The 23,798-nt window shown below is 64.7% G+C and carries 26 protein-coding genes; 14 read left to right on the top strand and 12 right to left on the bottom strand.

What is annotated here, in order from left to right; all coding sequences use genetic code 11:
* Window positions 1-52 precede the first annotated feature (52 nt).
* From QUG03_RS09165 to QUG03_RS09140, 6 genes are all read left to right on the top strand, one after another.
* On the top strand, window positions 53-1,435 hold the full coding sequence (locus tag QUG03_RS09165; RefSeq protein ID WP_107798223.1) for a chloride channel protein: 1,383 nt from the start codon (window positions 53-55) through the stop codon (window positions 1,433-1,435).
* A 79-nt stretch (window positions 1,436-1,514) separates the two neighbouring features.
* Window positions 1,515-1,826, top strand: coding sequence for a Grx4 family monothiol glutaredoxin (grxD, locus tag QUG03_RS09160; protein WP_107798222.1), 312 nt, complete (start codon window positions 1,515-1,517; stop codon window positions 1,824-1,826).
* Between the two features lie 124 nt (window positions 1,827-1,950).
* Window positions 1,951-2,763: an EAL domain-containing protein gene (locus QUG03_RS09155; RefSeq protein ID WP_107798221.1), complete on the top strand. Its 813-nt coding sequence runs from the start codon at window positions 1,951-1,953 to the stop codon at window positions 2,761-2,763.
* Window positions 2,764-2,900: 137 nt separating this feature from the next.
* Window positions 2,901-3,533, top strand: a complete 633-nt coding sequence (gene upp / locus QUG03_RS09150) for a uracil phosphoribosyltransferase (RefSeq protein ID WP_227107045.1) — start codon at window positions 2,901-2,903, stop codon at window positions 3,531-3,533.
* A 74-nt stretch (window positions 3,534-3,607) separates the two neighbouring features.
* Window positions 3,608-4,120, top strand: coding sequence for a GNAT family N-acetyltransferase (locus QUG03_RS09145; protein WP_158274227.1), 513 nt, complete (start codon window positions 3,608-3,610; stop codon window positions 4,118-4,120).
* A gap of 4 nt (window positions 4,121-4,124) precedes the next feature.
* On the top strand, window positions 4,125-5,369 hold the full coding sequence (locus QUG03_RS09140) for a uracil-xanthine permease family protein (RefSeq protein WP_253313838.1): 1,245 nt from the start codon (window positions 4,125-4,127) through the stop codon (window positions 5,367-5,369).
* A 201-nt stretch (window positions 5,370-5,570) separates the two neighbouring features.
* Here the strand turns inward: QUG03_RS09140 and QUG03_RS09135 are convergent, their stop codons facing one another.
* Window positions 5,571-6,470, bottom strand: coding sequence for a LysR family transcriptional regulator (locus QUG03_RS09135; RefSeq protein WP_107798217.1), 900 nt, complete (start codon window positions 6,468-6,470; stop codon window positions 5,571-5,573).
* A gap of 194 nt (window positions 6,471-6,664) precedes the next feature.
* Here QUG03_RS09135 and QUG03_RS09130 point away from each other — a divergent pair, with 194 nt between their 5' ends.
* From QUG03_RS09130 to QUG03_RS09115, 4 genes are all read left to right on the top strand, one after another.
* Window positions 6,665-6,832 (top strand): hypothetical protein, encoded by a 168-nt coding sequence (locus QUG03_RS09130; protein ID WP_199225799.1) that lies wholly within the window; start codon window positions 6,665-6,667, stop codon window positions 6,830-6,832.
* A 32-nt stretch (window positions 6,833-6,864) separates the two neighbouring features.
* Window positions 6,865-7,035: a hypothetical protein gene (locus QUG03_RS09125; RefSeq protein ID WP_199225798.1), complete on the top strand. Its 171-nt coding sequence runs from the start codon at window positions 6,865-6,867 to the stop codon at window positions 7,033-7,035.
* Between the two features lie 152 nt (window positions 7,036-7,187).
* The gene (locus QUG03_RS09120) at window positions 7,188-7,373 is read left to right on the top strand and encodes a hypothetical protein (RefSeq protein ID WP_107798216.1); all 186 of its coding nucleotides are present in this window, start codon (window positions 7,188-7,190) and stop codon (window positions 7,371-7,373) included.
* Window positions 7,374-7,616: 243 nt separating this feature from the next.
* Window positions 7,617-7,781, top strand: a complete 165-nt coding sequence (locus QUG03_RS09115; protein ID WP_227107035.1) for a hypothetical protein — start codon at window positions 7,617-7,619, stop codon at window positions 7,779-7,781.
* Between the two features lie 40 nt (window positions 7,782-7,821).
* Here QUG03_RS09115 and QUG03_RS09110 read toward each other — a convergent pair whose 3' ends face one another.
* Window positions 7,822-8,325, bottom strand: a complete 504-nt coding sequence (locus QUG03_RS09110) for a GNAT family N-acetyltransferase (RefSeq protein WP_500819874.1) — start codon at window positions 8,323-8,325, stop codon at window positions 7,822-7,824.
* Window positions 8,326-8,495: 170 nt separating this feature from the next.
* Here QUG03_RS09110 and QUG03_RS09105 point away from each other — a divergent pair, with 170 nt between their 5' ends.
* Together QUG03_RS09105 and QUG03_RS09100 are read left to right on the top strand one after the other, a co-directional pair.
* On the top strand, window positions 8,496-9,047 hold the full coding sequence (locus tag QUG03_RS09105; protein WP_227107033.1) for a hydrolase: 552 nt from the start codon (window positions 8,496-8,498) through the stop codon (window positions 9,045-9,047).
* A 464-nt stretch (window positions 9,048-9,511) separates the two neighbouring features.
* Window positions 9,512-9,847, top strand: coding sequence for a DUF2322 family protein (locus QUG03_RS09100; protein WP_500819873.1), 336 nt, complete (start codon window positions 9,512-9,514; stop codon window positions 9,845-9,847).
* A gap of 80 nt (window positions 9,848-9,927) precedes the next feature.
* On the opposite strand, the gene rplI is transcribed toward QUG03_RS09100, so the two are convergent.
* From rplI to QUG03_RS09055, 9 genes are all read right to left on the bottom strand, one after another.
* The gene (rplI, locus tag QUG03_RS09095) at window positions 9,928-10,377 is read right to left on the bottom strand and encodes a 50S ribosomal protein L9 (protein WP_048410928.1); all 450 of its coding nucleotides are present in this window, start codon (window positions 10,375-10,377) and stop codon (window positions 9,928-9,930) included.
* Window positions 10,378-10,399: 22 nt separating this feature from the next.
* Window positions 10,400-10,627, bottom strand: a complete 228-nt coding sequence (rpsR, locus tag QUG03_RS09090) for a 30S ribosomal protein S18 (protein ID WP_011137185.1) — start codon at window positions 10,625-10,627, stop codon at window positions 10,400-10,402.
* Window positions 10,628-10,632: 5 nt separating this feature from the next.
* Complete coding sequence (gene priB, locus QUG03_RS09085) at window positions 10,633-10,932, bottom strand: primosomal replication protein N (protein ID WP_048415985.1); 300 nt, start codon at window positions 10,930-10,932, stop codon at window positions 10,633-10,635.
* Window positions 10,933-10,949: 17 nt separating this feature from the next.
* Window positions 10,950-11,327 carry a 30S ribosomal protein S6 gene (rpsF, locus tag QUG03_RS09080; RefSeq protein WP_048410930.1) on the bottom strand — a complete coding sequence of 126 codons (378 nt, stop codon included), beginning with the start codon at window positions 11,325-11,327 and terminating at the stop codon, window positions 10,950-10,952.
* Window positions 11,328-11,640: 313 nt separating this feature from the next.
* Complete coding sequence (locus tag QUG03_RS09075) at window positions 11,641-11,943, bottom strand: hypothetical protein (protein WP_048415984.1); 303 nt, start codon at window positions 11,941-11,943, stop codon at window positions 11,641-11,643.
* A 25-nt stretch (window positions 11,944-11,968) separates the two neighbouring features.
* On the bottom strand, window positions 11,969-12,295 hold the full coding sequence (locus tag QUG03_RS09070) for a metal-sensitive transcriptional regulator (RefSeq protein ID WP_043632821.1): 327 nt from the start codon (window positions 12,293-12,295) through the stop codon (window positions 11,969-11,971).
* 91 nt (window positions 12,296-12,386) lie between these two features.
* A complete protein-coding gene (locus tag QUG03_RS09065) occupies window positions 12,387-13,889 on the bottom strand; it encodes a multicopper oxidase family protein (RefSeq protein WP_500819872.1) in 1,503 nt (500 codons plus the stop codon).
* 179 nt (window positions 13,890-14,068) lie between these two features.
* Window positions 14,069-14,824 carry a 23S rRNA (guanosine(2251)-2'-O)-methyltransferase RlmB gene (rlmB, locus tag QUG03_RS09060; protein WP_107798213.1) on the bottom strand — a complete coding sequence of 252 codons (756 nt, stop codon included), beginning with the start codon at window positions 14,822-14,824 and terminating at the stop codon, window positions 14,069-14,071.
* A gap of 68 nt (window positions 14,825-14,892) precedes the next feature.
* Window positions 14,893-18,105, bottom strand: coding sequence for a sensor domain-containing protein (locus QUG03_RS09055; RefSeq protein WP_227107029.1), 3,213 nt, complete (start codon window positions 18,103-18,105; stop codon window positions 14,893-14,895).
* 348 nt (window positions 18,106-18,453) lie between these two features.
* Between QUG03_RS09055 and mfd the strand changes: the two genes are divergently transcribed.
* A complete protein-coding gene (gene mfd, locus QUG03_RS09050) occupies window positions 18,454-21,858 on the top strand; it encodes a transcription-repair coupling factor (RefSeq protein WP_500819871.1) in 3,405 nt (1,134 codons plus the stop codon).
* An 87-nt stretch (window positions 21,859-21,945) separates the two neighbouring features.
* Here mfd and QUG03_RS09045 read toward each other — a convergent pair whose 3' ends face one another.
* On the bottom strand, window positions 21,946-22,230 hold the full coding sequence (locus QUG03_RS09045; protein ID WP_500819870.1) for a hypothetical protein: 285 nt from the start codon (window positions 22,228-22,230) through the stop codon (window positions 21,946-21,948).
* Window positions 22,231-22,408: 178 nt separating this feature from the next.
* Here QUG03_RS09045 and xseA point away from each other — a divergent pair, with 178 nt between their 5' ends.
* A complete protein-coding gene (xseA, locus tag QUG03_RS09040) occupies window positions 22,409-23,761 on the top strand; it encodes an exodeoxyribonuclease VII large subunit (RefSeq protein ID WP_107798211.1) in 1,353 nt (450 codons plus the stop codon).
* Window positions 23,762-23,798: the final 37 nt, after the last annotated feature.

Below are 23,798 nucleotides of genomic sequence, written 5' to 3'. Positions count from 1 at the left end.
TACCATTGAATATTAGAAAAATCTCACATATTCATTCGCAAAGGCCGGCTCCATGCCAGACACCCCCACTGCCAGACAAGTCCGCAGCCGCGTCCAGCGCCGCCTGCGTTACCTCTACTTGTCCGCAGTCCTGTGGCGCCGCCACATCCCGATCTGGACCGCCGCCATTCTGATTGGCCTGATGGCCAGCGTCTTCGCCAACGGCAGCCATCTGTCGCACGCCATCTTCACCCGCATCTACGACAACTCGCCGTACTGGAGCCTGCTGATCACTCCGGCCGGCCTCGCCTTGGCCATCTGGCTGATGCGCCATTACTTTCCCGGCTCCGCCGGCGGCGGCATCCCGCAGTCCATCGCCGCGCTGGAAGGCGGCATGCAGGCGCTGCGCGAGCGCATCCTGACCATACGCGCCGCCATCGGCAAAATGCTGCTGACCCTGATCGGCATCAGCTCCGGCGCCACCTTCGGCTACGAAGGCCCCATCGTGCAGGTGGGCGCGGCGATCAAATACTCGCTAAACCGCCACGCGGCGCTGCGCCACGAGGGCGCGGCGCGCAGCTTCATCCTGGCCGGCGGCGCCGCCGGCGTGGCCGCCGCCTTCAACGCGCCGCTGGCCGGCATCGTGTTCGCCATCGAGGAAATGGGCCGCACCTTCGATTTGCGCGCCAGCTCCACCATCCTGCTGTCCGTGATCGTCTCCGGCCTGACCGCCACCGCCATCCTCGGCAATTACAGCTATTTCGGCATGGTGTCGGTGAATATGGAACTGGAGCAGTCCTGGCTAGCCATCCCGGTCTGCGGCATCATCGGCGGCCTGCTCGGCGGCGTCTGCTGCCGCATCATGCTGGCGCTGACCCAGCGCCTGCCAGGCCCGCTGCACGGCTGGCGGCTGCAAAAACCGGTGCTGTTCGCCGCCGGCTGCGGCCTGGCGCTGGCGGTGATCGGCATCGCCAGCGACGGCGTCACCTTCGGCACCGGCTATTTCCGCGCCCGCGAAATCATCGAGGGCAGCGGCGCCGGCATGCAGGGCTACGGCCTGCTCAAACTGCTCAGCATGTTCATCAGCTTCATCAGCGCGGTGCCCGGCGGCATGTTCGCGCCGTCGCTGGCGGTGGGCGCCGGCTTCGGCCTGAACATGGCCAATCTACTGCCCTTCCTGCCGCAGACCTTGATCGTGCTCTTGGGCATGGTGGGCTTCTTCGCCGGCATGACCCGCGCGCCGATGACCGGCTTCATCATCGTGATGGAGATGACCGACTCCTCGGCGATGATCATCCCCTTGATGGCCACCGCGCTGCTGGCGTCCAATGTGTCGCGGCTGATTACCCGCCGCGCGCTCTACGACGGCCAGGTGCACATCTTCCTGCGGCAATGGCACGCCGCGCAGGCGGCGCCCGCTGCGAAGCAAATTGACCCGCGGGCGGCCGAAAAGTAAAATAACCCATTGAAACGCTCGGGTATTTCGCCGCAGGCGGCCCCGCAGCCACATTGACGATCCAAGCAAGGACCACTGAATGAGCGCGCAACAAACCATCCAGCAAACCGTGACCGACAACCCGGTAGTGCTGTTCATGAAGGGCTCGGCCCAATTCCCGCAATGCGGCTTCTCCTCCCGCGCGGTGCAAATCCTCAAGGCCTGTGGCCTTGAACAGTTCGCGACCGTGGACGTGCTGCAAGACGCCGACATCCGCCAGGGCATCAAGGACTTCTCCAACTGGCCGACCATTCCGCAGCTCTACGTCAAAGGCGAGTTCGTCGGCGGCTCCGACATCATGTATGAAATGTTCCAAAACGGTGAATTGCAAGAGCTGCTGAAAGACCTGTAAGCGCCTCTACCAGGTCCCGGCCATGGCCGGGACCTTTGTTTTTGAAGCGGAATTTAGCGTTTCGAAAACACCCGCCATGTCATACAATCAGGGTGACATCCGCTTGCCCGACCCAAATCACCCCATGCCGACACATCAGGAAACCAAAGCCGCCCTCAGCCCCGCCAGCGCCATGCCCATCGAAGAGATCTGGCGCGCCTTGGTCAACGATCAGCTCATTCCCTGGTTTCAGCCGATAGTCGAAATCTCCAGCCGCAAGGTGATCGCCGCCGAGGCGCTGGCGCGCTGGCAGCACCCGGCGCTTGGCGTGCTGTCCCCGGTCAGCTTCGTGCCGGCGATGGAAGAGCGCGGCATGATTCGCGAACTCACTGAACTGATCCTGGAAAAATCGCTGTACGCCTGCAGCGACTGGCAGGAGCGCGGCCACGACATTCCGGTCACCATCAACCTGACCTCGATGTCGCTGGACGATGAAAGCCTGTGCGAGCAATTGCTGCAGAAAGTACGCATCCTGGGCCTGGAGCCGGCCAAGCTGACGCTGGAATTCTCCGAATCCACGCTGCGCCAGCACTGGCAGAAGGCCGACGCGCAACTGTCCCAGTTGCGCGCCGCCGGCTTCGGCATCGGCATAGACGAGTTCGGCATCGGCGTCACCCTGACCGACAAGCTGTTGATCAGCCATTTCAGCCTGCTGAAAGTGGACCGCGCCTTCGTGCAGGGCGTCAGCTCCAATCAGCATCTGCAAGCCATCCTGCGCGAAGACATCGGCCTGGCAAAGGCCTCCGGCCTCACCACCGTGGCCATCGGCGTGGAGGACAGCGCCGACTTGGCCACGCTGGCCGAGCTGGGCTGCGACGCGGTGCAAGGCTATATCTGCAGCCCGCCGCGGGCCGCCGCCGAATTCTTGCAGTGGATTTCGGAATGGGAAAAGGGGTAAAATACCGCCCCATACCAAATACCCCGCACCGGCAGCCCGGGATCATCGAAGGCTGCCGGCTTCATAATTAATACCAAGAGCTGCTTTTGGCGCGCCCGCGCCGAAAGCAGCTCTTTGCCAAGGTATGGGAACGTCTCATGAACATCACCGTCGTCCAGCATCCGCTGGTGCAACACAAGCTCGGCCTGCTGCGCGAAGCCGACACCAGCACCATGAAATTCCGTCAGCTGACCCAAGAGCTGGCGCGTCTGCTCGCCTATGAAGCCACCCGCGACTTCGAACTGGAAAGCGTCACCATAGACGGCTGGTGCGGCAAGATCGACGTCCAGCAGATCAAGGGCAAGAAGGTCACCGTGGTGCCCATCCTGCGTGCCGGCATCGGCATGCTGGACGGCGTGCTGGACCTGGTGCCCTCGGCCAAGATCAGCGTGGTCGGCCTGGCCCGCAACGAAGAAACGCTGGAACCGGTGTCCTATTTCGAGAAGTTCGTCGGCAATCTGGACGAGCGCATCGCCATCATCATCGACCCGATGCTGGCCACCGGCGGCTCCCTGGTCGCCACCATAGACCTGCTCAAGCGCAATGGCTGCAGACAGATCAAGGCCGTGGTGATGGTGGCCGCGCCCGAAGGCGTGAAGATCGTCAACGACGCCCACCCGGATGTGCAGATCTACGCCGCCTCGCTCGACAGCCACCTGAACGAGCACGGCTACATCATCCCCGGCCTGGGCGACGCCGGCGACAAGATCTTCGGCACCAAGCAAGCCTGATCATGAGCCCGTCCAGCGCCGCTGCTCCCACTCCGGAAGCGGCGCTTTTTTGCGCGCCCAGCCCGGCCCCAAGCATGAAAATACGTCCCGCTGCCGCAAGCGACCTCGCGGCGATCTGCCGCCTGGCCGACGAGATCAACCTGCAGCACCATCGCGCGCTGCCGCACATCTTCGCCGCCAACGGCGCCGCAGACCGCGACCGCGCATTCTGGGCCGGCCTGCTGGACGCGCCCGGCGGCGCGCTGCTGCTGGCGGAATCCGGCGGAGAGGTCAGCGCTTTCATCGCCCTGTCCCTGCTGGAACTCACCCTGCCCTTCCTGCGGCCGCGCCGCATCTGCCGCGTCACCACCCTGGTGGTGACGGCGGCTGAGCGCGGGCAAGGCCAAGGCAGCGCGCTGCTGGCGGCGGCCGAAGACTGGGCGCGGCGGCATTCGGCCGACGAGATCCGCCTGGAGGTGAAGGACTTCAATCAGGCCGCGCTGAATTTCTACCTGCGTCGCGGCCTGGAACCGCAGTCGCGCATTCTGGGCAAGCGGCTGGACCAGGCCCCCGCCCCCCATTCAGACCAAGACGAGCCAAAAGGTTAAAACCATGTTCCAACAACTCAAGCTGGCCGTGTCCGGCGCCCAGATCCTGTTCGTCGCCTTCGGCGCGCTGGTGCTGGTGCCGCTGCTGACCGGCCTCAATCCGGCGATGGCGCTGCTGGGCGCCGGCGTCGGCACCCTGCTGTTCCAGCTGTACACCGGGCGCCAGGTGCCGATCTTCCTCGGCTCCTCCTTCGCCTTCATCGGCCCCATCATTTATTCCATGCACACCTGGGGCCAGGGCGCGACGCAGTTCGGCCTGTTCTGCGCCGGCTTCATGTACTTCCTGTTTTCCGCCGTGGTCCGCTGGCGCGGCATGGCCTTCGTCAACCGGCTGCTACCCCCGGTGGTGATCGGCCCGGTGATCATGATCATCGGCCTGTCGGTGGCCTCCGCGGCCTCCGGCATGGCGATGGGCATCGCCGGCGGCAAGCAGGTGACGCCTTACGCGGTGTCCATGCTGCTGGCGGCGATCTCGCTGGCCACCACCGTCATCGTGTCCATCTACGCGCGCGGCCTGTTCAAGCTGGTGCCCATTCTGGCCGGCGTCATCGTCGGCTACATCGCCGCCGCCCTGCTCGGCGTGGTGGATTTCGCCAAGCTGGCCGCCGCGCCGTGGTTCGCGATGCCCGCCTTCCACAGCCCGGAAGTCAATTGGGCCGCCGCGCTGTTCATGCTGCCGGTGGCGATTGCGCCGGCCATCGAGCACATCGGCGGCGTGATGGCGATAGGCGGCGTCACCGGCAAGGACTACACCAAGTCGCCCGGTCTGCACCGCACCCTGTCCGGCGACGGCCTGGGCGTCTGCGTGGCCGGCCTGATCGGCGGCCCGCCGGTCACCACCTACGCCGAAGTCACCGGCGCGGTGATGATCACCCGCAACTTCAACCCGGTCACCATGACCTGGGCCGCGCTGTTCGCCATCGCCATGGCCTTCTTCGGCAAGTTCAACGCGCTGCTGCAGTCCATCCCGCTGCCGGTGATGGGCGGCATCATGGTGCTCTTGTTCGGCACCATCGCCTCCATCGGCCTGAAGACCCTGATCGAGGCCAAGGTGGACCTGATGGAACCGCGCAATCTGGTGATCATCTCGGTGGTGCTGACCTCCGGCATCGGCGGCCTCAGTCTGAAGCTGGGGGATTTCGAGCTGGCCGGCGTCGGCCTGTGCTCGCTGCTGGCCATCGTGCTGAACCTCTTGCTGCCCAAGCGCGCCGCCAGCCATGACGGCATCGTCGAGGGCCAGGACGTGTAAGAAGCTGTTTACGATCTGCTGCGCGTCGAGAGACGTGGCACGGTGAGTACGCCTTCGAAATGCTCATATACCACGTGTACATTCCGCTTTCTCAGCCGTTTTCGCCTTGTCTCGCCTTAGCTCGCGGGATCGTAAACACGCTCTAAGCACCCCCACGCAATTGAGCCTATCCGGCCGGCCTCCTCGCGGACGCCGGCTTTTTCACGGCCGCAGCTCGCCCGCCTCCACCGCCTGCTCCAGCCGCTGGATGAACCACTGCAAAGCCTTGCCCGGCTGCGCCTGCTTCCAGGCGAAACACATCTGGTGGTCCGGGCTGTCCTCGGCCACCTCCTTGGCCACCAAGTCCCCGCTGGCCAGATAAGACCCCACCATGGAGCGCGGCAGATAACCGCTGCCCAGGCCGGCCAGGATCACGTCCAGCTTGGCGCGGCTGCTGTGCACGGTCAGCACGTCCTGGCCGTCCAGCAAACCGCCGGTGCGCGGCTGCAAGCGCCGCGAGGTGTCGCCTATCGCCACCGCGCGGTGCTGGCGCAACACATGCGGCGGCAGCGGCTTGTCCTCCGCCGCCAGCGGGTGGCCGGCGGCCACCACCAAGACGAAATCGTAACTGCCTATGGTGCGAGTGAAATAATCCCCGGGCGGCGGCATATTGGGCGCGCCTATCACCAGATCGGCTCGGTCGTCGTACAGCGCGTCCCAGGTGCCGCCGAAAATCTCGCTGCGGAAAATCAGCCGCGTAGCCGAGGCCAGTTGATCGAATTCCGCGATCAAGGGAATCACCTGGGCGAAATCCACCAGGTCTCCGATCACGATGCGCAACTGGTGTTCCCAGCCCTGAGCCTGCTTGCTAACCCGCAGCTCCAGCTGACGCGCCGCGTCCAACAGATGCCGGCCGTCCTTGAGCAGGCGCTCGCCGGCCGGCGTCAGCCGGGCGCGGTGGCCGCTGCGGTCGTAGATCTGCACGCCCAGACTCTGCTCCAGTTTCTGCACGGTATAGGTGACCGCGGACGGCACCCGGAACAGGGCGTCCGCGGCGGCGGCGAAGCTGCCGTGATTATCGATGGCGTCCAGCACCAGCAAAGCGTCGAGAGATAGTTTCATATTCAAATTTACTGATGGTTCAGTGCAAATCATTCCGCTATCTGCGGCGAAAAAACATCCTTAATATTCAGTCACTAAGTCGCACAGCCCGCCAGAGCAGGCTAAGCGGCTTCTTAGCGGAGCGCCGGATCGATTCTAGCATTTTGAACATCCTCGCCGCCGCCAAGCCACTCAATCACACAAGGATTTTGACCATGTTGAAGCAAACTCTTATCGCCGCCCTGTCTCTGATCGTTCTGTCCGGCGCAGCCGCCGCCGGCGGCGAGGGCGCCGGCAACGCTCGTGAAATGCGCGAACGCATGCAAGCCCAGATCGACGCCAAGCAGGCCCAAACCCCGGCCCAGGCTCCGCAAGCCAAATAAGCGCCCGTCCCACACTTTACAAGGAATTCACCATGTTGAAACACAGCCTTATCGCAGCCCTGTCCCTGATCGTTCTGTCCGGCGCCGCCACGGCCGGCGGCGAAGGCGCCGGCAACGCCCGTGAAATGCGCGAACGCATGAACGCCCAGATCGCCGCCAAGCAAGCGCCGACAGCGCCTCAAACCAGCCAGGCCGGCCGGTAATCCGGCTTTGTAAACGCCGTCAAAACTCATTAGCACACGCTCACAATCGTTTACCGCACTGCGGCAAAGCCCGCCATAGAATGTCGACTCAAGCCCTGCCGCCGGACGCAGCAAGTCCGGCCCCGGCAAGATCGCAATGAAAGGAAACCATCATGAAAAAGACCGTACTCACCGCGCTGTCCCTGATCATTCTGTCCGGCGCCGCCATGGCCGGCGGCGAAGGCGCCAGCAACGCCCGTGAAATGCGCGAGCGCATGGAGGCCCAGATCGCCGCCAAGCAAAGCGCCGCGCAGCCAAGCGCGGCAGCCGGCGCTCAGACCAGCCAATCCGCCAGCTAAGATGGCGAACCGCCCCCTCCCGCCCGCGCTCCGCGGCGGGAGGCCAGGCCCCGCGAAACGCGATTCACACTCGTTTGCAAATTGATCACCGCCATGGCCGGACAAAGTCCCTGCCTTCACTAGAATTCAATGGCGATGCAGGCCGCCCAAACAGCGACAGGCTTCGCCAGGCCCGCAGCCGACCTCCGTCGACGCCCTGCGCCGAGCCGGTCGACCGGTCGATTTGCCATGAAAGGAAACATCATGCTGAAGAAAACCGTACTGACCACCCTGTCCCTGATCCTGCTGTCCGGCGCCGCGATGGCCGGCGAAGGATTGTCCAATATGTGGGAAATGCGCGCGCGCATGGACGCTCAGCTGCAAACGCAGCAGCCGGCGCCGCAAGCACAGGACGCCGCAGGCAAATAAGCACGCAGCCACGCCAGCGCCCGCCCACGCGGGCGCTTCGTCATTCCAGCCGGCGCAAACGCGCCATGATCAAGGTGTCTTCATAACGGCCGGCGCGCAGTTGTTCCATCCGCCGCCTCCCTTCCAGTTCGAAACCGAATTTGCGATACAGGGCGATCGCCGGCTCGTTGTCGTGCACCACCGCCAGCTCCACCCGCAACAATCCCAACCAGTTGTCGGCCAGCTCCAGCAGCGCCCGCAACAAGGCGGAACCCACGCCGCGGCCGTGCCAATCCGGATGCACGACGATGAACAGGCTGGCCGCGTGCCGGATGCGCGGACGCTCGTCGCCTATCAGGCCGGCATTGCCTATCACCCGCCCTTCGGCATTGCAAACCACCAGGGAATGCACATGCGGCGGCGTGTGCGCCAGCTTCCGCCGCCAGTCCTCAACCGATTGGTAGGGCAGTTGCAAAGTATTGGCCACCACCTCCTCTAACACCATCATCGCCGCCAAGACGGGCGCGTCTTCCGGCTCCACCTTGCGGATATGCAGTCCATCCACGATTCACCTCCTGTCGATTATTGCGATTCGGCCTTTGAGTCATCATCAACGGAACGGGATGAGGCCGGCAAGCGAAAATGACAAAAGGATTTCAGCGCGGCGCAAGCCCGCGTCAAAACAGGTATCCTGAATGCTGCGACAAACCCCTCACACGCCCCAAGGAGCGCATTATGCTGATGCACAAGGAGTTGGCCAGCCTGCTGGTGGTGGACGTCCAGGAAAAACTCGCGCCGGCGGTCGTCGACGCGGCCGGCATGGCGGCGCGCTGCCGCTGGCTGATCAGCGTGGCCGGCGACCACGGCCTGCCGGTGGTGTTTTCGGAGCAATATCCGCGCGGCCTGGGCCACACCCTTCCCGAGCTGCTCGCCCAGGCGCCGGAACCCAAGGTGGTCGAGAAGACCCATTTTTCCTGCGTCGCCGCCCACTGTCTGCCGGACGCCGTGCTGGCCCGGCCGCAAGTCATCGTCTGCGGCATGGAAGCGCATGTTTGCGTGCTGCAAACCGTGCTGGAACTGCTGGAGCTGGATAAGCGGGTCTTCGTGGTGGCGGACGCGGTGTCCAGCCGCAAGGCGTCCGACATCGAACTGGGCTTGCAAAGGATGCGCGACGCCGGGGCCGTCATCGTCAGCAAGGAGATGGTGCTGTTCGAATGCTTGCGCCAGGCCGGCAGCGAGCACTTCAAGCGGATGAGCCAGCGCTATCTGGTGGGCGAGCAGCCCTGATGCGCTGAAAATGAAACGGGGTCGCCGGCTTCGCCGATCGACCCCGATCCAAGGCGGCTTTGCCGCTCTCTTATCCCCTTTGGAGACTGGCGCGAGACGCCGGGCCATGCCCTGGCGTCACCAGATCGCTTTATAGTTAGCAATTGCCGTGCCAAGTTAACAATCACAGGCCAAGCCTTTGATTCATTAACAAATCCGCAACACAAAATCATCCAAAGCATGGTGTAATGAAGAGCTGTCGGCATACATTGCACCAAATCAAGGCAAGACGGCCGAGCGGCCGCACCAAAAATGTGCAACGCGCGGCAGCCGGCTGAACTTTCTCAGCCGGCCCGCCGCCTAATACCCGGCTACACTGGAACGGTCTTGCATCCGGCCCGGCCCAACGCCGCGGCCCATGCGCAACGCCCCCTCAACGGGCCGCCCCGGCGGCCCGCCACGATAACGACAATAGGAAACACATCATGCAAGCAAGCGCTTTCAAGGACATCCTCAACACCCTGCCCGCCGTCGACGACATTCGCGCCATCGTGCTGCTGGACGCCAGCGGCGAGCCGGTCGGCCGGCTGGACAATCAGCCCGGCACCGCCGGCTCGGTGCGCGTCTACCACGCCCTGATCAAGGCCCACGGCCATATCGACCGCAAGGCCGCGCGCGAGGGACTGGCGCTTTACGCCGAACACACGCCGGACGCGCGCGCCAATCCGGGCAAACACCCCAATATCGACCGCCTGCTGTCCATCGCCGAGGCCGACGCGCCCGGCTTGCGCGCGCGCCTGGTGCTGAGCCAGGACGACTGATCCGCGCCCCGGCGCGCGCCCAAACAAAAAGCCCGCTCGAATGAGCGGGCTTTTTGATAAAGCGTTCCTGAAAACAGGAATTAAGCTTCGGCAACCACCACGATCTTGATCGGGGTCACGACGTCGTGATGCAGAGCGATCTCGATGTCGTACTCGCCGATGGCCTTGAACGGGCCGTTCGGCAGGCGAACTTCGGTGCGCTTAACCGCAACGCCGAAGGCGGTCACGGCTTCAGCCACGTCGGCGTTGGTCACGGAACCGAACAGACGGCCGTCAACGCCGGCTTTCTGAGCGATGGTGACAACGGCTTCGTTCAGCTTCTCGGCGCGGACCTTGGCGTCGGCCAGGATCTCGGCTTGCTTGGCTTCCAGTTCGGCGCGACGAGCTTCGAACTGTTTCAGGTTGGCTTCGGTAGCGCGCTTGGCTTTGCCTTGCGGGATCAGGAAGTTACGACCGTAACCATCCTTGACTTTAACCACATCACCCAGTTGACCCAGGTTGGCAACTTTTTCGAGCAGAATGATTTGCATCTTTTAAGTTCCTTTTCCCGGCTTAGTGCTGGTCGGTGTACGGCAGGAAGGCCAGGAAGCGAGCACGCTTGATAGCGGTGGTCAGCTGACGCTGGTAGCGGGCCTTGGTGCCGGTGATGCGAGCCGGAATGATTTTGCCGTTTTCGGCGATGAAGTCTTTCAGGAGATCAACGGATTTGTAGTCGATTTCCTTGATGCCTTCTGCCGTGAAGCGGCAGAACTTCTTGCGCTTGAAGAGTTGACGAGCCATTTTGACTAACCTTTTACAAATTCAACATATTCGATATTGAGCACTAACCGCGGATTCCTGAGGCTGCGCTGGGACAGAAAGCCGGTGAGATTCACCGTGTTTCCCGCCAGTTTCCCGGAAAACTTCCGGGCGTCTTCGCCTATCAGCACGGCCTGTATTTCGCAGGCCACATCCCGATCAAAACCGTGAGCTGTCTGTCTGGACTGATGCTTGAGCCACATTTCCAATACCGGCAAGCCGGCGGGCGTGTATCTCAGCGCATCCTCTCGGTCGACCGTGGCGGTCAGCGCCAGACGGTTCTGCAAGACTTTGCTCCGGCCAATTAGGCGGAAGCTTCAGCCTCGGCTGCCGGCTGCTGGGCGTCCAGCAGGTTCTTGGCCTTTTCGTCCTTCATCATCGGAGACGCTTCGGTAACCGCGCGCTCCAGCTTGATGGTCAGGTGACGCAGAACAGCGTCGTTGAACTTGAAGGCGTGTTCGATTTCGGCCAGGGTCTCGGACTGGCACTCTACGTTCATCAAAACGTAGTGAGCCTTGTGCAGCTTCTGGATCGGGTAAGCCAGTTGACGGCGGCCCCAGTCTTCCAGACGGTGGATCTTGCCCTCAGCGGCCAGAACCATGCCCTTGTAGCGCTCGATCATGGCCGGAACCTGTTCGCTCTGGTCCGGGTGGACGATGAACACGATTTCGTAATGACGCATGTTAACTCCTTGTGGCTATTGAAGCCTTTTGCCATGCAGTTGCAAAAGGCAAGGGGTTGAAACCGCAGCATTCTACGCGCTAAGCCGGCGGCAGGCAAATAAATCAGTGGCTTCCGCGCGGAACGGCGGCAAGGCTGTGGCGAAGACGGGATTCGGAATCCGCCCCAAGTCGCGGTTCAAAGCCTCGCAAGCGAGGGCGAGGCAAGGCGAAAACGAGCGAAAAAGCGGAATGTACGAGGGGGGTACATGAGCATTCTGAGCTCGCACTCGCCGTACAACGCTTCACGACGCGCAGCAGACCTTGAACAGGTTCTCAGAGCTTTTTGTCGCGGGAGATATCCACCACCACCCCATTGCTCAGCGTCACCGTGGTGGTATAGGGCACGGCGTCGTTGGCGAGCCAGGACAGCGAGCGGGTGCTGGTTTCCACCACCGCGTTGGCGTCCTTGGTTTTGACCGTGGGGCCGTTGCTGCTGTAATCGGGCGCGCCGGCCTGGGACACCAGTTCGGCCTCGGACATGCCCTTGTGCAGCTTGATGTAGACCTCGAACGGAATCGGCCCCGCCGCGGCCAGCGCGGAAGCGAGGGACAACAGGACGGCGAGCGGGGTTTTCATGTGCATTCCTTTGCGGCGACGCGGCTCAGCGCACTTTTTTGACCACGTCTATCAGTTCGGTGACCATGCCGGTGGCGTCGCCCTGATGCAGCGCGCGCGCCACGCAGCCTTTCATGTGATTTTCCAGCAATTGCATCGACACCGCGTCCAGCGCCGACTTGACCGCGGCCACCTGGGTCAGGATGTCCACGCAATAACGGTCCGCCTCCACCATGCCGCTGATGCCGCGCACCTGACCCTCGATGCGCGCCAAACGCTTGATCAGCGCGCTCTTGCCCGGCTGCACCACGGTTTTGTCGGAAAGCGGGGCCGCTGCGTCGCAACAGCCGTCCTGCGGTTTTTCTTGCGTCATGTCCATCCTAATCCAAGCGGGTTCAAAGCGAGCCCGGCCGCCGTCCGGCGGGCCGGGCTGCGGCCATTGTGACGCAGTTGCGCGCGGCCGCCTAGGCCTCCACCCGCAGCATGCCCATCATCCCCGCGTCTTCGTGCTCGAGGATGTGACAATGAAACATGCGCAGGCCCGGCATGTCCTGGCGGAAACGCAGCCGCAGCGTCTCGCCGGCGGAGACGTTGGCCACGTCGCGCCAGGCCAGGAACGGTTCTTCGCGCCAGACGCCGTCCTTGCGGCGCGCCAGCGCCTGGAACTGGGTGCCGTGAATGTGGAAGGGGTGGTCCATATCGGCCTCGTTCACGATCTCCCACTCCTCCACCGCCCCCACCTTGCCCAGGAAGTCCGCCCGCTCCATGTCGAAGGTCTTGCCGTTGATCAGGAACATCGCGGCGGGATTGGCCATGTCTTCGGACAGCACCACCCTGCGCCGCACCGCCGGCGCGCCCAGGGGCTGGATTTCGCGCAGCCGCTCAGGCAGCGGCGCCGTGGCTTTGGCGACGGCGCCCCGGCGCAGCTCCAGCAGCGTCAGGCTCGCGTCCTGCTCGGCCGACATCATCTTGCCGCGCCGATACGGCAGGGCCAGCAGGCCGGCGCCGTGGCCGGGCGCGAAGCGTCCGGTCACCACCAGCTCGGCGCGGGCGCCGGGCGGCAGCGTCAGGCTGTCGATGCGTCGCGGCCGCTGCAGCAGGCCGCCGTCGCTGCCCACCAGTTCCAGTTCGTGGCCGGGCAGGGCCAGCTTGAGCACGCGCGCGCTGCTGGCGTTCCAGACTCGCCAGCGCTGGCGCTCGCCGACGCCCAGCGTCAGATGCGGCCGCCAGGCGCCGTTGACCAGCAGGAACTGGCCTTCGCGGCCGTCCATGCGATCGGCTTCGCTATTGGCCGCGATCTTGCCGTCGGCGTCCAGCTTCAGGTCCGACAACACCAGTCTTTGCTCCGGCAGATGCGCCAGCGGATCGCTGCGGCTCTTGACCACGAACACGCCGGCCAGTCCCCTATACACCTGCTCGGCGGTATGTCCGTGCGGGTGCGGGTGATACCAGTAACTGCCGGCGCAGCCCTGCGGCAAAGTAAAGCGGTATTCGCGGCTCCCTCCCGGCGGCACCGGGTCTTGCGGATTGCCATCCTGGTCCGCCGGAATCGGCAGGCCGTGCCAATGAATGGTGGTGGGCTGGGACAGGCGGTTTTCGAAATGCAGCCGCAATTCGTCGCCTTCGAACACTTCTATCGTCGGCCCCGGCACCTGGCCGTTATAGCTCCAGAACACGGTGGCGGGCTTGCCGGGCAACAGCGGCAGCGCCTGCGCGCCGGCGCTGAGCGCCGCGCTGAACACGCCGGGCAAGGCGCTCTGGTTGCGCAACAGCGGCAGGGCCGGCAAAGCCAGGCCCGCCGGCAGGCCCAAAGCGGCCGCGGCCGGCATCGTCTCCGCCGCCGCGCCCATGCCGCCATGTCCCATCGCCGCGTGATCGACGGCGGGCGGCTGCGCCGCCCAGGCCTGCCGCAACAACGGAACCAGAGCCAACGCCGCGCCGGCGCCGATGAATCCACGTCTATCCATCACTGCACTCCCCCTCTCGCAAATAGGATACCCAGGTAAGGTATCAACAAGACTGCGGCGGCGCCAGATCGGTTCCGTATTCTGTCTACTTTTTTAGGCTCGCATCTGATCACAGTCAAACCCCGCGCCCAAGAAAAAGCCCCCGAGGACGGGGGCTTTGCGGTGCGGGTGGCCAGGGCTCAATCGGCCTTGGCCTGCGCCAGCGTGCGCTGGCGGCGGCTTTCCGACAGCACCATGCCGGCGGACACCGACACGTTCAGGCTTTCCACCGTGCCGAACATCGGGATGGACACCAGCACGTCGCAGTGCTCGCGGGTCAAGCGGCGCATGCCCTCGCCTTCCGAGCCCATCACCCAGGCCAGCGGGCCGGCGGCGTCGCAGTGGTAGAGGTCGGTATCCGCCTCCATGGTGGTGCCGGCGATCCAGATCCCGGCGTCTTTCAAGTCGCGCAGCGTGCGCGCCAGATTGGTGACCGTGAGATAGGGAATCACCTCGGCGGCGCCGCACGCCACCTTGGACACGGTGGCGTTGAGGCCGGCGGAACGGTCCTTGGGCGCGATCACCGCGTGCGCGCCCATCGCGTCCGCCACCCGCAGGCAGGCGCCCAGATTGTGCGGATCGGTGACGCCGTCCAGGATCAGCAACAAGGGCGGTTCGCTCAGATTGTCCAGCACGTCGTCCAGGTGCACGAAGTTGCGGCTGGCGTCTATCATCGCCGCCACGCCCTGGTGGCGGGCGTTGCCGCTCATGCTGTCCAGGCGTTCCTTGTCGACGATGTGCAGCTTGATGCCCTCCTCGGCGGCCTTGTCCAGCACCGCCTTGGCGCGGGCGTCGTGGCGGCCGCCGGCCAGCCAGACTTCCAGCAGGCTCTTGGGGTTCTGCCACAGACGGGCATTGATGGCGTGAAAGCCGTGGATCAGGCGTTTGTTGCTCATGGCGATTCTCTAATGACAATCCCGCCATTTTAGAGCGCGCGGCGGTTCAGGGCAAAACCGGCTTGCGTTCAGCTGCCCAGCACCTCCACGCCGGACATCAGCCCGAGCTGCCGCTGCTCGCCCACGGCGACGATGCCGGCCAGCAAGGCGGGCAACTCCGCCGCCGGCACCGGGCGGCCGAAGTGATAGCCCTGCAGCAAGGCGCAGCCCTTGCTGGTGAGGAATTGCGCCTGGCGCTCGCTCTCCACGCCCTCCGCCACCACCTGGAACTGCAGCTTGCGCGCCATCGCCAGAATGGCTTCGGCGATGGCGGCGTTGTCGCCGTCGTCCGGCAGGCCTTCGACGAAGGATTGATCGATCTTCAAGGTATCCAGCGGAAAACGCTTCAGATGGGACAGCGAGGAGTAACCGGTGCCGAAATCGTCGATGGACAGGCCCACGCCCAGCGCCTTCAATTCGCCCAGCTGGCGCACCGCCTCGCCGGGGTTGAGCATGATCATGCTTTCGGTGATTTCCAGCTCCAGCCGCGCCGCGGACAGGCCCGCCGCCCGCAACGCCTCCGCCACCTTGAGCGGCAGCAGCTGCTGTTCGAACTGGCGCGCGGACAAATTCACCGCCAGCCGCGGCACCGCCACGCCCTGACGGTCCCAGACCGCCAATTGGCGGCAGGCTTCCTGCAGCACCCAGTCGCCTATGGGCTTGATCAGGCCGGTTTCCTCCGCCAGCGGGATGAAGCGGCCCGGCGGCACCAGGCCCAGTTGCGGATGGCGCCAGCGGATCAGCGCTTCCGCGCCCAGCACCCGGCGGCTGACCGCGTCCACCTGCGGCTGGTAATGCAGTTCCAGCTCGCCGCGCTCCAGCGCCAGCCTCAGGCCGTTCTCCAGCAATAGGCGTTCGAAGGTCTGGGTGTTCATTTCCGCGGCGAAAAACTGGTAAGTGTTCTTGCCTGCTTCCTTGGCGCGGTACATCGCCACGTCGGCGTTCTTGAGCAGGGTCTGGGCGTCGGTGCCGTCATTGGGGTAGACGCTGATGCCTATGCTGCCGGTGACGTAGACTTCGTGGTTTTCCAGCCGCAGCGGCTGGCCCAGCGCCGCCAGCGTGTCCTCGGCGGCGGTCACCAGCGCGGCGGCGTCCTTGAAGCCGGTCATCACCAGGGTGAACTCGTCGCCGCCCAGCCGCGCCAGCAGGCCGCGCGCGCCCACCGCCCGCTGCAGACGCAGCGCCGTCTCGCGCAACAACTCGTCGCCGGCCTGATGGCCGAAGGAGTCGTTGATCAGTTTGAAACGGTCCAGGTCGATGAACATCACCGCCAGCGAGCCGCTGGCGCAATCCAGGCTGATGATGGCCTCGTCCAGACGCGTGGTCAGGCTGCTGCGGTTGGGCAGCTGCGTCAGCGGATCGTGATTGGCCAGAAACTGCAGACGTTCCTCGGACTGCTTGCGCAGGGTGATGTCGGAGAACACCGCCACGTAATTGCTGAGCGCGCCGCCAGCGTCGCGCACCGCCGAGATCGCCAGCTCGGCCGGATACCACTCGCCGCTCTTGCGGCGGTCCAGCATCTCGCCCTGCCAATGGCCGCCGCCCGCCAGCGCCTCCAGCATCGCCTGCCGGCTCAGCTGTTTCTGATCGCCAAAAATGCGCGACACCTTGCCCAGCGCCTCGGCCTCGGCGTAACCGGTGATGCCGCTGAAGGCGTGGTTGACCGCGATGATACGCGCCTCGGCGTCCATCAGCAGAATGCCTTCCGCCGAGTTTTCGAACACCTTGGCCGCCAGCCGCAGATTGGCGTCCGCCGCCAGCCGTTCGGAAACATCCATCACCACGCCGATGATGGCTTTCTTGCCCTCGTAGTCGAACAGCCGGCTGTGGATTTCCACGTCCACCACCACGCCGTCCTGGCGCACCGCGCGGGTGCCGTATTGCAGCACCGCGATGTTCTCGCGATAGCGCTTGACGATTTGCTGGCGGATGCGCGCGGCCTCGCCCGGCACCAGCAGTTGCTCCAGCCCCATGCCCTCCATTTCCTTGGGCTGATAACCGATGATGGCGGCCAGCTTGGGGTTGGCGTAGATCAGCTTCTCGTCCTGCAGGATGTAGATGCCCACCAGCGATTGCTCCACCAGCGCGCGGTAACGCTCCTCCGTTTCGCGCTTGGCTTTCTGCTCCTGACGGGTTTGGGTGATGTCGGTGTCCACGCTGCCCACCCCGGCCGGGCGGCCATGGGCGTCGAACAAGGGAAACTTGGTGACCAGCAAATGGCTGAGCACGCCGTTGAACAGAAAGCTCTCCTCGAACTGGCGCGGCTCCAGGCAGGACAGCACCACCGCGTCCTGCTCGCGGATCTGGGCGGCATCCTGCTCGTCGAACAGCTCCTCCACCGTTAGACCCTGCATGCCCTGAGGCGCGCGCCCCACCCGGCGCGCATAGGCGGCGTTGGCCAGCAGAAACCGGCCGTCCAGCCCTTTAAGCGACATCATATTGGGACTGTTGTTGACCAGGGACTCCACCCGCGCGCGAAACTCGCGCAGCGCGCTCTCGTTCTGACGATGGCCGTCGGCCAAGACCGACACCAGCAGGGTGGCGCAACTCAAGGCCAGGGTCAGCGCCACCTCGCTGGCGCCGTTGAGCACGCTGGCGTGCATGGTCAGCTCCGGCGCCAGCACGTATAGCGACAGCAGGCCGAGCACCCAGGCCCCCACCAGCGCCGCGCCGCGGAAACCGACGCGAAAGGCCGCCCACAGCATCAGCGGGAAAAACAGCAATTGGCAGGGCAGCGAATAGGCGACGCTGCTGCCCAGCAGGCTGAACCACATCACGCTGGCCAGGGCCAGAATCAGGGCGGTTTCCAAGACCTGGCGCCGCGTCGGCGGCGCGCCGGACGCGTACAAGGCCGGCGGCGCGCACAAGGACAGGGCCAGGCCGGACACGCCCCAGGCCTGCGCCGCCCACGACCACAAGCCTTCCATGCCGAACCAGCGCCAGCCGGCGCCGGCGGCCAGGCCGGCCAAAAGCACCGAGGGATAGCAGGCGAGCCGCAGCAGCAGCCGCAGCAAGTCCGCCGGCTGACGCACCGCCAGTCCCCCGCGCAGGCCGGCCGCGTACAGACCGGGCGCCAGCGCGTACAGGCTGATCAGTAGCAGGGCCGCCCATTGCGGCGGCGACCATTGCGCCGCCAGCGCGGCGGCGGCCAGCGGCCACCACCAGGACTGGCGCCAGCCGCGACGCAAAAAACGATAGCTCCATACACCGTGGGCGAGGAAGGCCGCCAGCGAAAATCCCAATACCGGCTCGCGCGGCCAAAAAGCCGTGCACGCCAAAAACCCCAGAAACACCGCCGCGTCCCGGCAAGCCGATCCGACTGTCACGCCACCCCGCCCCCATTCGCGCCGGCGCCCCGCCGCGCGCCGAAATTAATTTTGCATTAACAAATCAAGCGCATATATGCCAAACGAAAAACAAAATCACCCGGCTGACATACAATATATGCAATTGCCGGATGCAGCCAGACAATGACGATGAAAATATTCACCCCGCCGGACACAAGCGACGCCCGCCCAGCGCAAGCCGGGTAAACGGCGCGCGCCGGACGGCTGCTATAATCCCGAAACCGCCAAAACTAGTGAAGCAGCATGCTGGATAACCTCCCGCGGATCCCTCCCGCCAGTCAGAAAACTCGTCACGGACGCCTGCCCGCCGGGCTGGACGCCAACATCGTCGCCCGCCTCGCCGCAGAGCGGCGTCCGCTGCTCATCCTCGCCGCCGACGCGCAATCGGCGCAGCGCCTGCAAGCCGAGGCTCCGTTCTTCGCGCCCTCGCTGCGCGTGGCGCTGCTGCCGGACTGGGAGACCCTGCCCTACGACCATTTCTCCCCGCACGGCGAACTGGTCAGCGAGCGGCTGGCCACCTTGTGGCAGATCCATCAGCGCGAATGCGATGTGATCATCGCCCCGGTCGGCACCGCGATGACGCGGCTGGCGCCGATCGGCTATCTGCTGGGACGCACCTTCTTCCTGCAGGCCAAGCAGCGGCTGGACGTGGAGCAGCTGCGCGCCAATATGGTCACCGCCGGTTACCACCACGTCACCCAGGTGATGGCCCCGGGCGAATTCTCCATCCGCGGCGGTCTGATCGACCTCTTCCCGATGGGATCGGCGCTGCCCTACCGCATCGATCTGTTCGACGACGAAATCGACAGCCTGCGCACCTTCGACCCGGACAATCAGCGCACCCTGTACCCTGTGCCGGAAATCCGCCTGCTGCCGGCGCGGGAATACCCGGCGGATGAAAGCGGGGTCACCGCCTTCCGTCAGCGCTACCGCGAGCGCATCGAAGGCGACCCCAGCAAGAGCCGCATTTACAAAGACGTCTCCCAGGGCCTGTGGCCGGCCGGCATCGAATACTTCCTGCCGCTGTTCTTCGACGACACCGCTACGCTGTTCGACTACCTGGGCGAAGACGCGCTGATCGTATTGCACCACGATGTGCAACAGGCCGCCCAGGTCTTCTGGCAAGACGTGGAAAGCCGCTACGACATGGCGCGCGGCGATCTGGAACGCCCGGTGCTGCCGCCGGCCGACATCTTCCTGCGCCCGGACGAACTGATGGCGCGGCTCAAGCCTTACGCCCGCGTGGAACTGGCCGGCGACGGCGAACTGGCGGAAGGCTGCGCCCCGCTGCCGGAACTGGCGGTGGAGCGCCGCGCCGAACAACCGCTGCACAAGCTGGACGCCTTCATCCGCAGCGGCGGGCAACGCATCCTGATCACCGTGGAAAGCCTGGGCCGCCGCGAAACCGTCCACCAGTTCCTACAAGAGCACGGCATCAAGCCGCGCCCAGTGGACGGCTGGGCCGAGTTCCTCGCCGGCGACATGCCGCTGGCGCTGAGCGTGGCCCCGCTCTACACCGGCTTCGCCCTGCCCGGCGCCGGCATCGCCGTGGTCACCGAATCCGAGCTCTACCAGCATGTGGCGCGCAGCCACACCCGCCGCAAAAGCGCGCGCGCGGGCTCCGACTCCATGCTGCGCGACCTGGCCGAGGTCAAGGCCGGCGACCCGGTGGTGCACGAACAGCACGGCATCGGCCGCTACGTCGGCCTGGTGTCCATGGACCTGGGCGAAGGCGAAACCGAGCTGATGCAGCTGGAGTACGCCGACAGCGCCACCCTCTACGTGCCGGTCAGCCAGCTGCATCTGATTTCCCGTTACGCCGGCGGCGCGGCGGACCAGATCCACCTGCACAAGCTGGGCAATCCGGCCTGGGAGAAAGCCAAGAAGCGCGCCGCGGAAAAAGCCCGCGACACCGCCGCCGAGCTGCTCAACCTCTACGCCCAGCGCGCCGCGCGCGAAGGCCACAGCTTCAGCCTGTCCCACCACGACTACGAAGCCTTCGCCGCCGGCTTCGGCTTCGAGGAAACCCCGGACCAGGCCAGCGCCATCGAAGCCGTGGTGCAGGACATGTGCTCCGGCAAGCCGATGGACCGCCTGGTCTGCGGCGACGTCGGCTTCGGCAAGACCGAAGTCGCGCTGCGCGCCGCCTTCGTCGCCGTCCTCGGCGGCAAACAGGTGGCGGTGCTGGTGCCCACCACCTTGCTGGCGGAACAGCACTTCCAGAACTTCTCCGACCGCTTCGCCGACTGGCCGGTGAAAATCGCCGAACTGTCCCGCTTCCGCAGCGCCAAGGAAAGCAAGGCCGCGCTGGCCGGCCTGGCCGACGGCGGCGTGGACATCGTCATCGGCACCCACAAGCTGGTGCAGCCGGACATCCAGTTCAAGAACCTGGGCCTGGTCATCATCGACGAGGAACATCGTTTCGGCGTGCGCCAGAAAGAGCAACTGAAACGGCTGCGCGCCAATGTGGACGTGCTGACGCTGACCGCGACGCCGATTCCGCGCACGTTGTCGATGGCGCTGGAAGGCCTGCGCGACTTCTCCGTCATCGCCACCGCCCCCAGCCGCCGGCTGGCGGTGAAAACCTTCGTCAGCCCGATGGCCAACGGCGTGATCCGCGAAGCGGTGCTGCGCGAACTCAAACGCGGCGGCCAGGTGTTCTTCCTGCACAACGAGGTGGACACCATAGAAAACATGCGGGAAAAGCTGGCCGAACTGGTGCCGGAAGCCCGCATCGGCGTGGCCCACGGCCAGCTGCGCGAACGCGAGCTGGAACAAGTGATGCGCGACTTCCTGCAGCAGCGCTTCAATGTGCTGCTGTGCTCCACCATTATTGAAACCGGCATCGACATCCCCAACGCCAACACCATCCTGATCAACCGCGCCGATAAGTTCGGCCTGGCCCAGCTGCACCAGCTGCGCGGCCGCGTAGGCCGCAGCCACCATCAGGCCTACGCCTATCTGCTGACGCCGGACGGCATCACTAAGGACGCGATGAAACGGCTGGAAGCCATCCAGATGTCCGAGGAACTGGGCGCAGGCTTCTACCTGGCGATGCACGATCTGGAAATCCGCGGCGCCGGCGAAGTGCTGGGCGAAGGCCAGTCCGGCGAGATGCAGGAAGTGGGCTTCTCCCTGTTCACCGAAATGCTCAAGCAGGCGGTGCGCGATCTCAAGAAAGGCCGCACCCCGGACCTGGACGCGCCGCTGGGCGTCACCACCGAAATCAATATGCACAGCCCGGCCCTGCTGCCGGACGGCTATTGCCCCGACGTGCACGAGCGGCTGGTGCTCTACAAGCGGCTGGCCACTTGCGAGAGCGAACAGGAAATCGACGACATCCACGAAGAGCTGATAGACCGCTTCGGCCTGCCGCCGCAAACCGTCAAGACCCTGATAGACAGCCACCGCCTGCGTCTGCTGGCCAAGCCCTTGGGCGTGCAAAAGCTGGACGCCAGCGAAGTGGCCATCCAGGTCCACTTCGCCAAGAACCCGCCGATAGACCCGATGAAAATCATCCAGCTGCTGCAAACCAAGCGCAACTACAGGCTGGCGGGACAGGACAAGCTGCGCGTGGAGGCCGATATTCAGGACGTGGCGCTGCGCGTGGTCAGGGTCAAGGAACTGTTGAAGGAGCTGAGCTCCTAAAGTCTGTCGCGCGGCCTCGCGCAACGGCGAGGGCCGGGCAATGCCCATGCGCCAAACACGCATGCCGCTTTCCCGGTCCCGGCGCCTTTATCGCTCAGGCTCGCAAGAGGCGACACCCGCTTTGGGATGGCAAACGCCCGGCTCAGCCAGGCGGCCGGCAAGCCAATCCAAAGGCATAATGAAGCGATAATGCCAAGCCTTCGGCATGGCCTGCGGACGAAAGAAGAAAGCGCTTACTTGAGCAACATCAAGATAAACGAGGACAGCGACTCTGAGACAAAAAGCCTTGCCCCTTGTTTTTACAGGAAAAAATAGCGTCACAGGATTGAAACCGAAAACCCTGTGGATAACTTTGTTGATAAAACTGTGCAAATATGCTCTCAAGCCAAGCGCCAAGCCGTTTTGAGCTGAAAGCCGTCCTGGATAAGAAAACAATCAAGTTATTGATTTTATTGATTTTTTTAGAGATATCAAACGCTACGCAAGCCAAGTTGCAACTCGCTTTAGCTGAAAATATTTTCCACCCACCGCTGTGGATCACTTGACAATCATGTTTTTTACCGCACCCCAGAACGACGTCATCAGCGTCTCCTCCCTCAACCGCATGGCGCGCGATCTGCTGGAAAGCGGACTGCCGCCGATGTGGATAGGCGGCGAAATTTCCAACCTCACCCTGGCCGCGTCCGGGCACGCCTATTTCTCCCTGAAAGACGGCGGCGCCCAAGTGCGCTGCGTGATGTTCCGCGGCAAAGTGTCGCAACTGCCCTTCCGCCCGGCGGAAGGCATGCAGGTGGAACTCAAGGGCACCGTCACCCTGTACGAGGCCCGCGGCGACTTCCAGATCAACGTCGACCAGATGCGCTCCGCCGGCCTGGGCCGTTTGTACGAGGCCTTTGAAAAACTCAAGGCCAAGCTGCAGGCGGAAGGCTTGTTCAACCCGGCGGGCAAACGTCCGCTGCCGGTCCACCCCGCCGCCATCGGCATCGTCACCTCGCCCGCCGCCGCCGCGCTGCGCGACGTGGTCAGCACGCTGCGCCGGCGCATGCCCTCCATCCCGCTGATTCTCTACCCGGCCCAGGTGCAGGGCGAAGGCTCGGCCCAGCAGGTGGCCGACGCCATCCGCCGCGCCGGCGAACGGCGCGAGGTGGACGTGCTCATCGTCTGCCGCGGCGGCGGCAGCATCGAGGACTTGTGGTCGTTCAACGAGGAAATCGTCGCCCGCGCGGTGGCCGCCAGCCCCATTCCCACCGTCAGCGGCGTCGGCCACGAAACCGACTTCACCATCTGCGACTTCGTCGCCGACAAACGCGCACCCACGCCCACCGCCGCCGCGGAACTGGTGTCCCCCAGCCGCGAGCACCTGAACGCTCAGCTCGAAACCGCCAAGCGCGGCCTGGAGCGCGCGCTCGGCCGCCTGCTGACCGACAAATCCCAGCAGCTGGACTATCTGGCGCGCCGGCTGGCCCACCCCGGCGAAAAGCTGCAACGCCAGCGCGAAGCGCTGCAGCGCCAGCAAGAGCGGCTGCAACGCCGGCTGGGCAGCCTGTTCGAACAACGGCGTTGGGCGCTGCAACTGGCGGACAGCAAGCTGCAGCGCCGTCGGCCGGACCTGGCCCAAACCGCGCAAACGCTGGACCGGCTGCAAACCCGGCTGCAGCGCGCGCGTCGGGATCTGCTCAACCGGCAGGCCCAGAAACTGGACACCCTGGCCGCCACCCTGCTGGCGCTCAATCCGGAAGCGGTGCTGGCCCGCGGCTACGCCATCGTGCAAAAACAGGACGGCACCGCGGTCAAATCCCCGGCGGAACTGCGCGACCGCGAACGCGTCAGCCTACGCCTGGCCGAAGGCAGCACCGAGGCCGTGATCGACCATCCGCAAGGCGCGCAGCCCAGCTTGTTCTGACGCCGCCGGCGCCCGCGCAGGCCGGCGCCGGCGGAAA

Source organism: Chromobacterium sp. CCUG 30098 (assembly GCF_059916605.1).
This window is presented reverse-complemented; position numbering and strand designations above follow the sequence as displayed.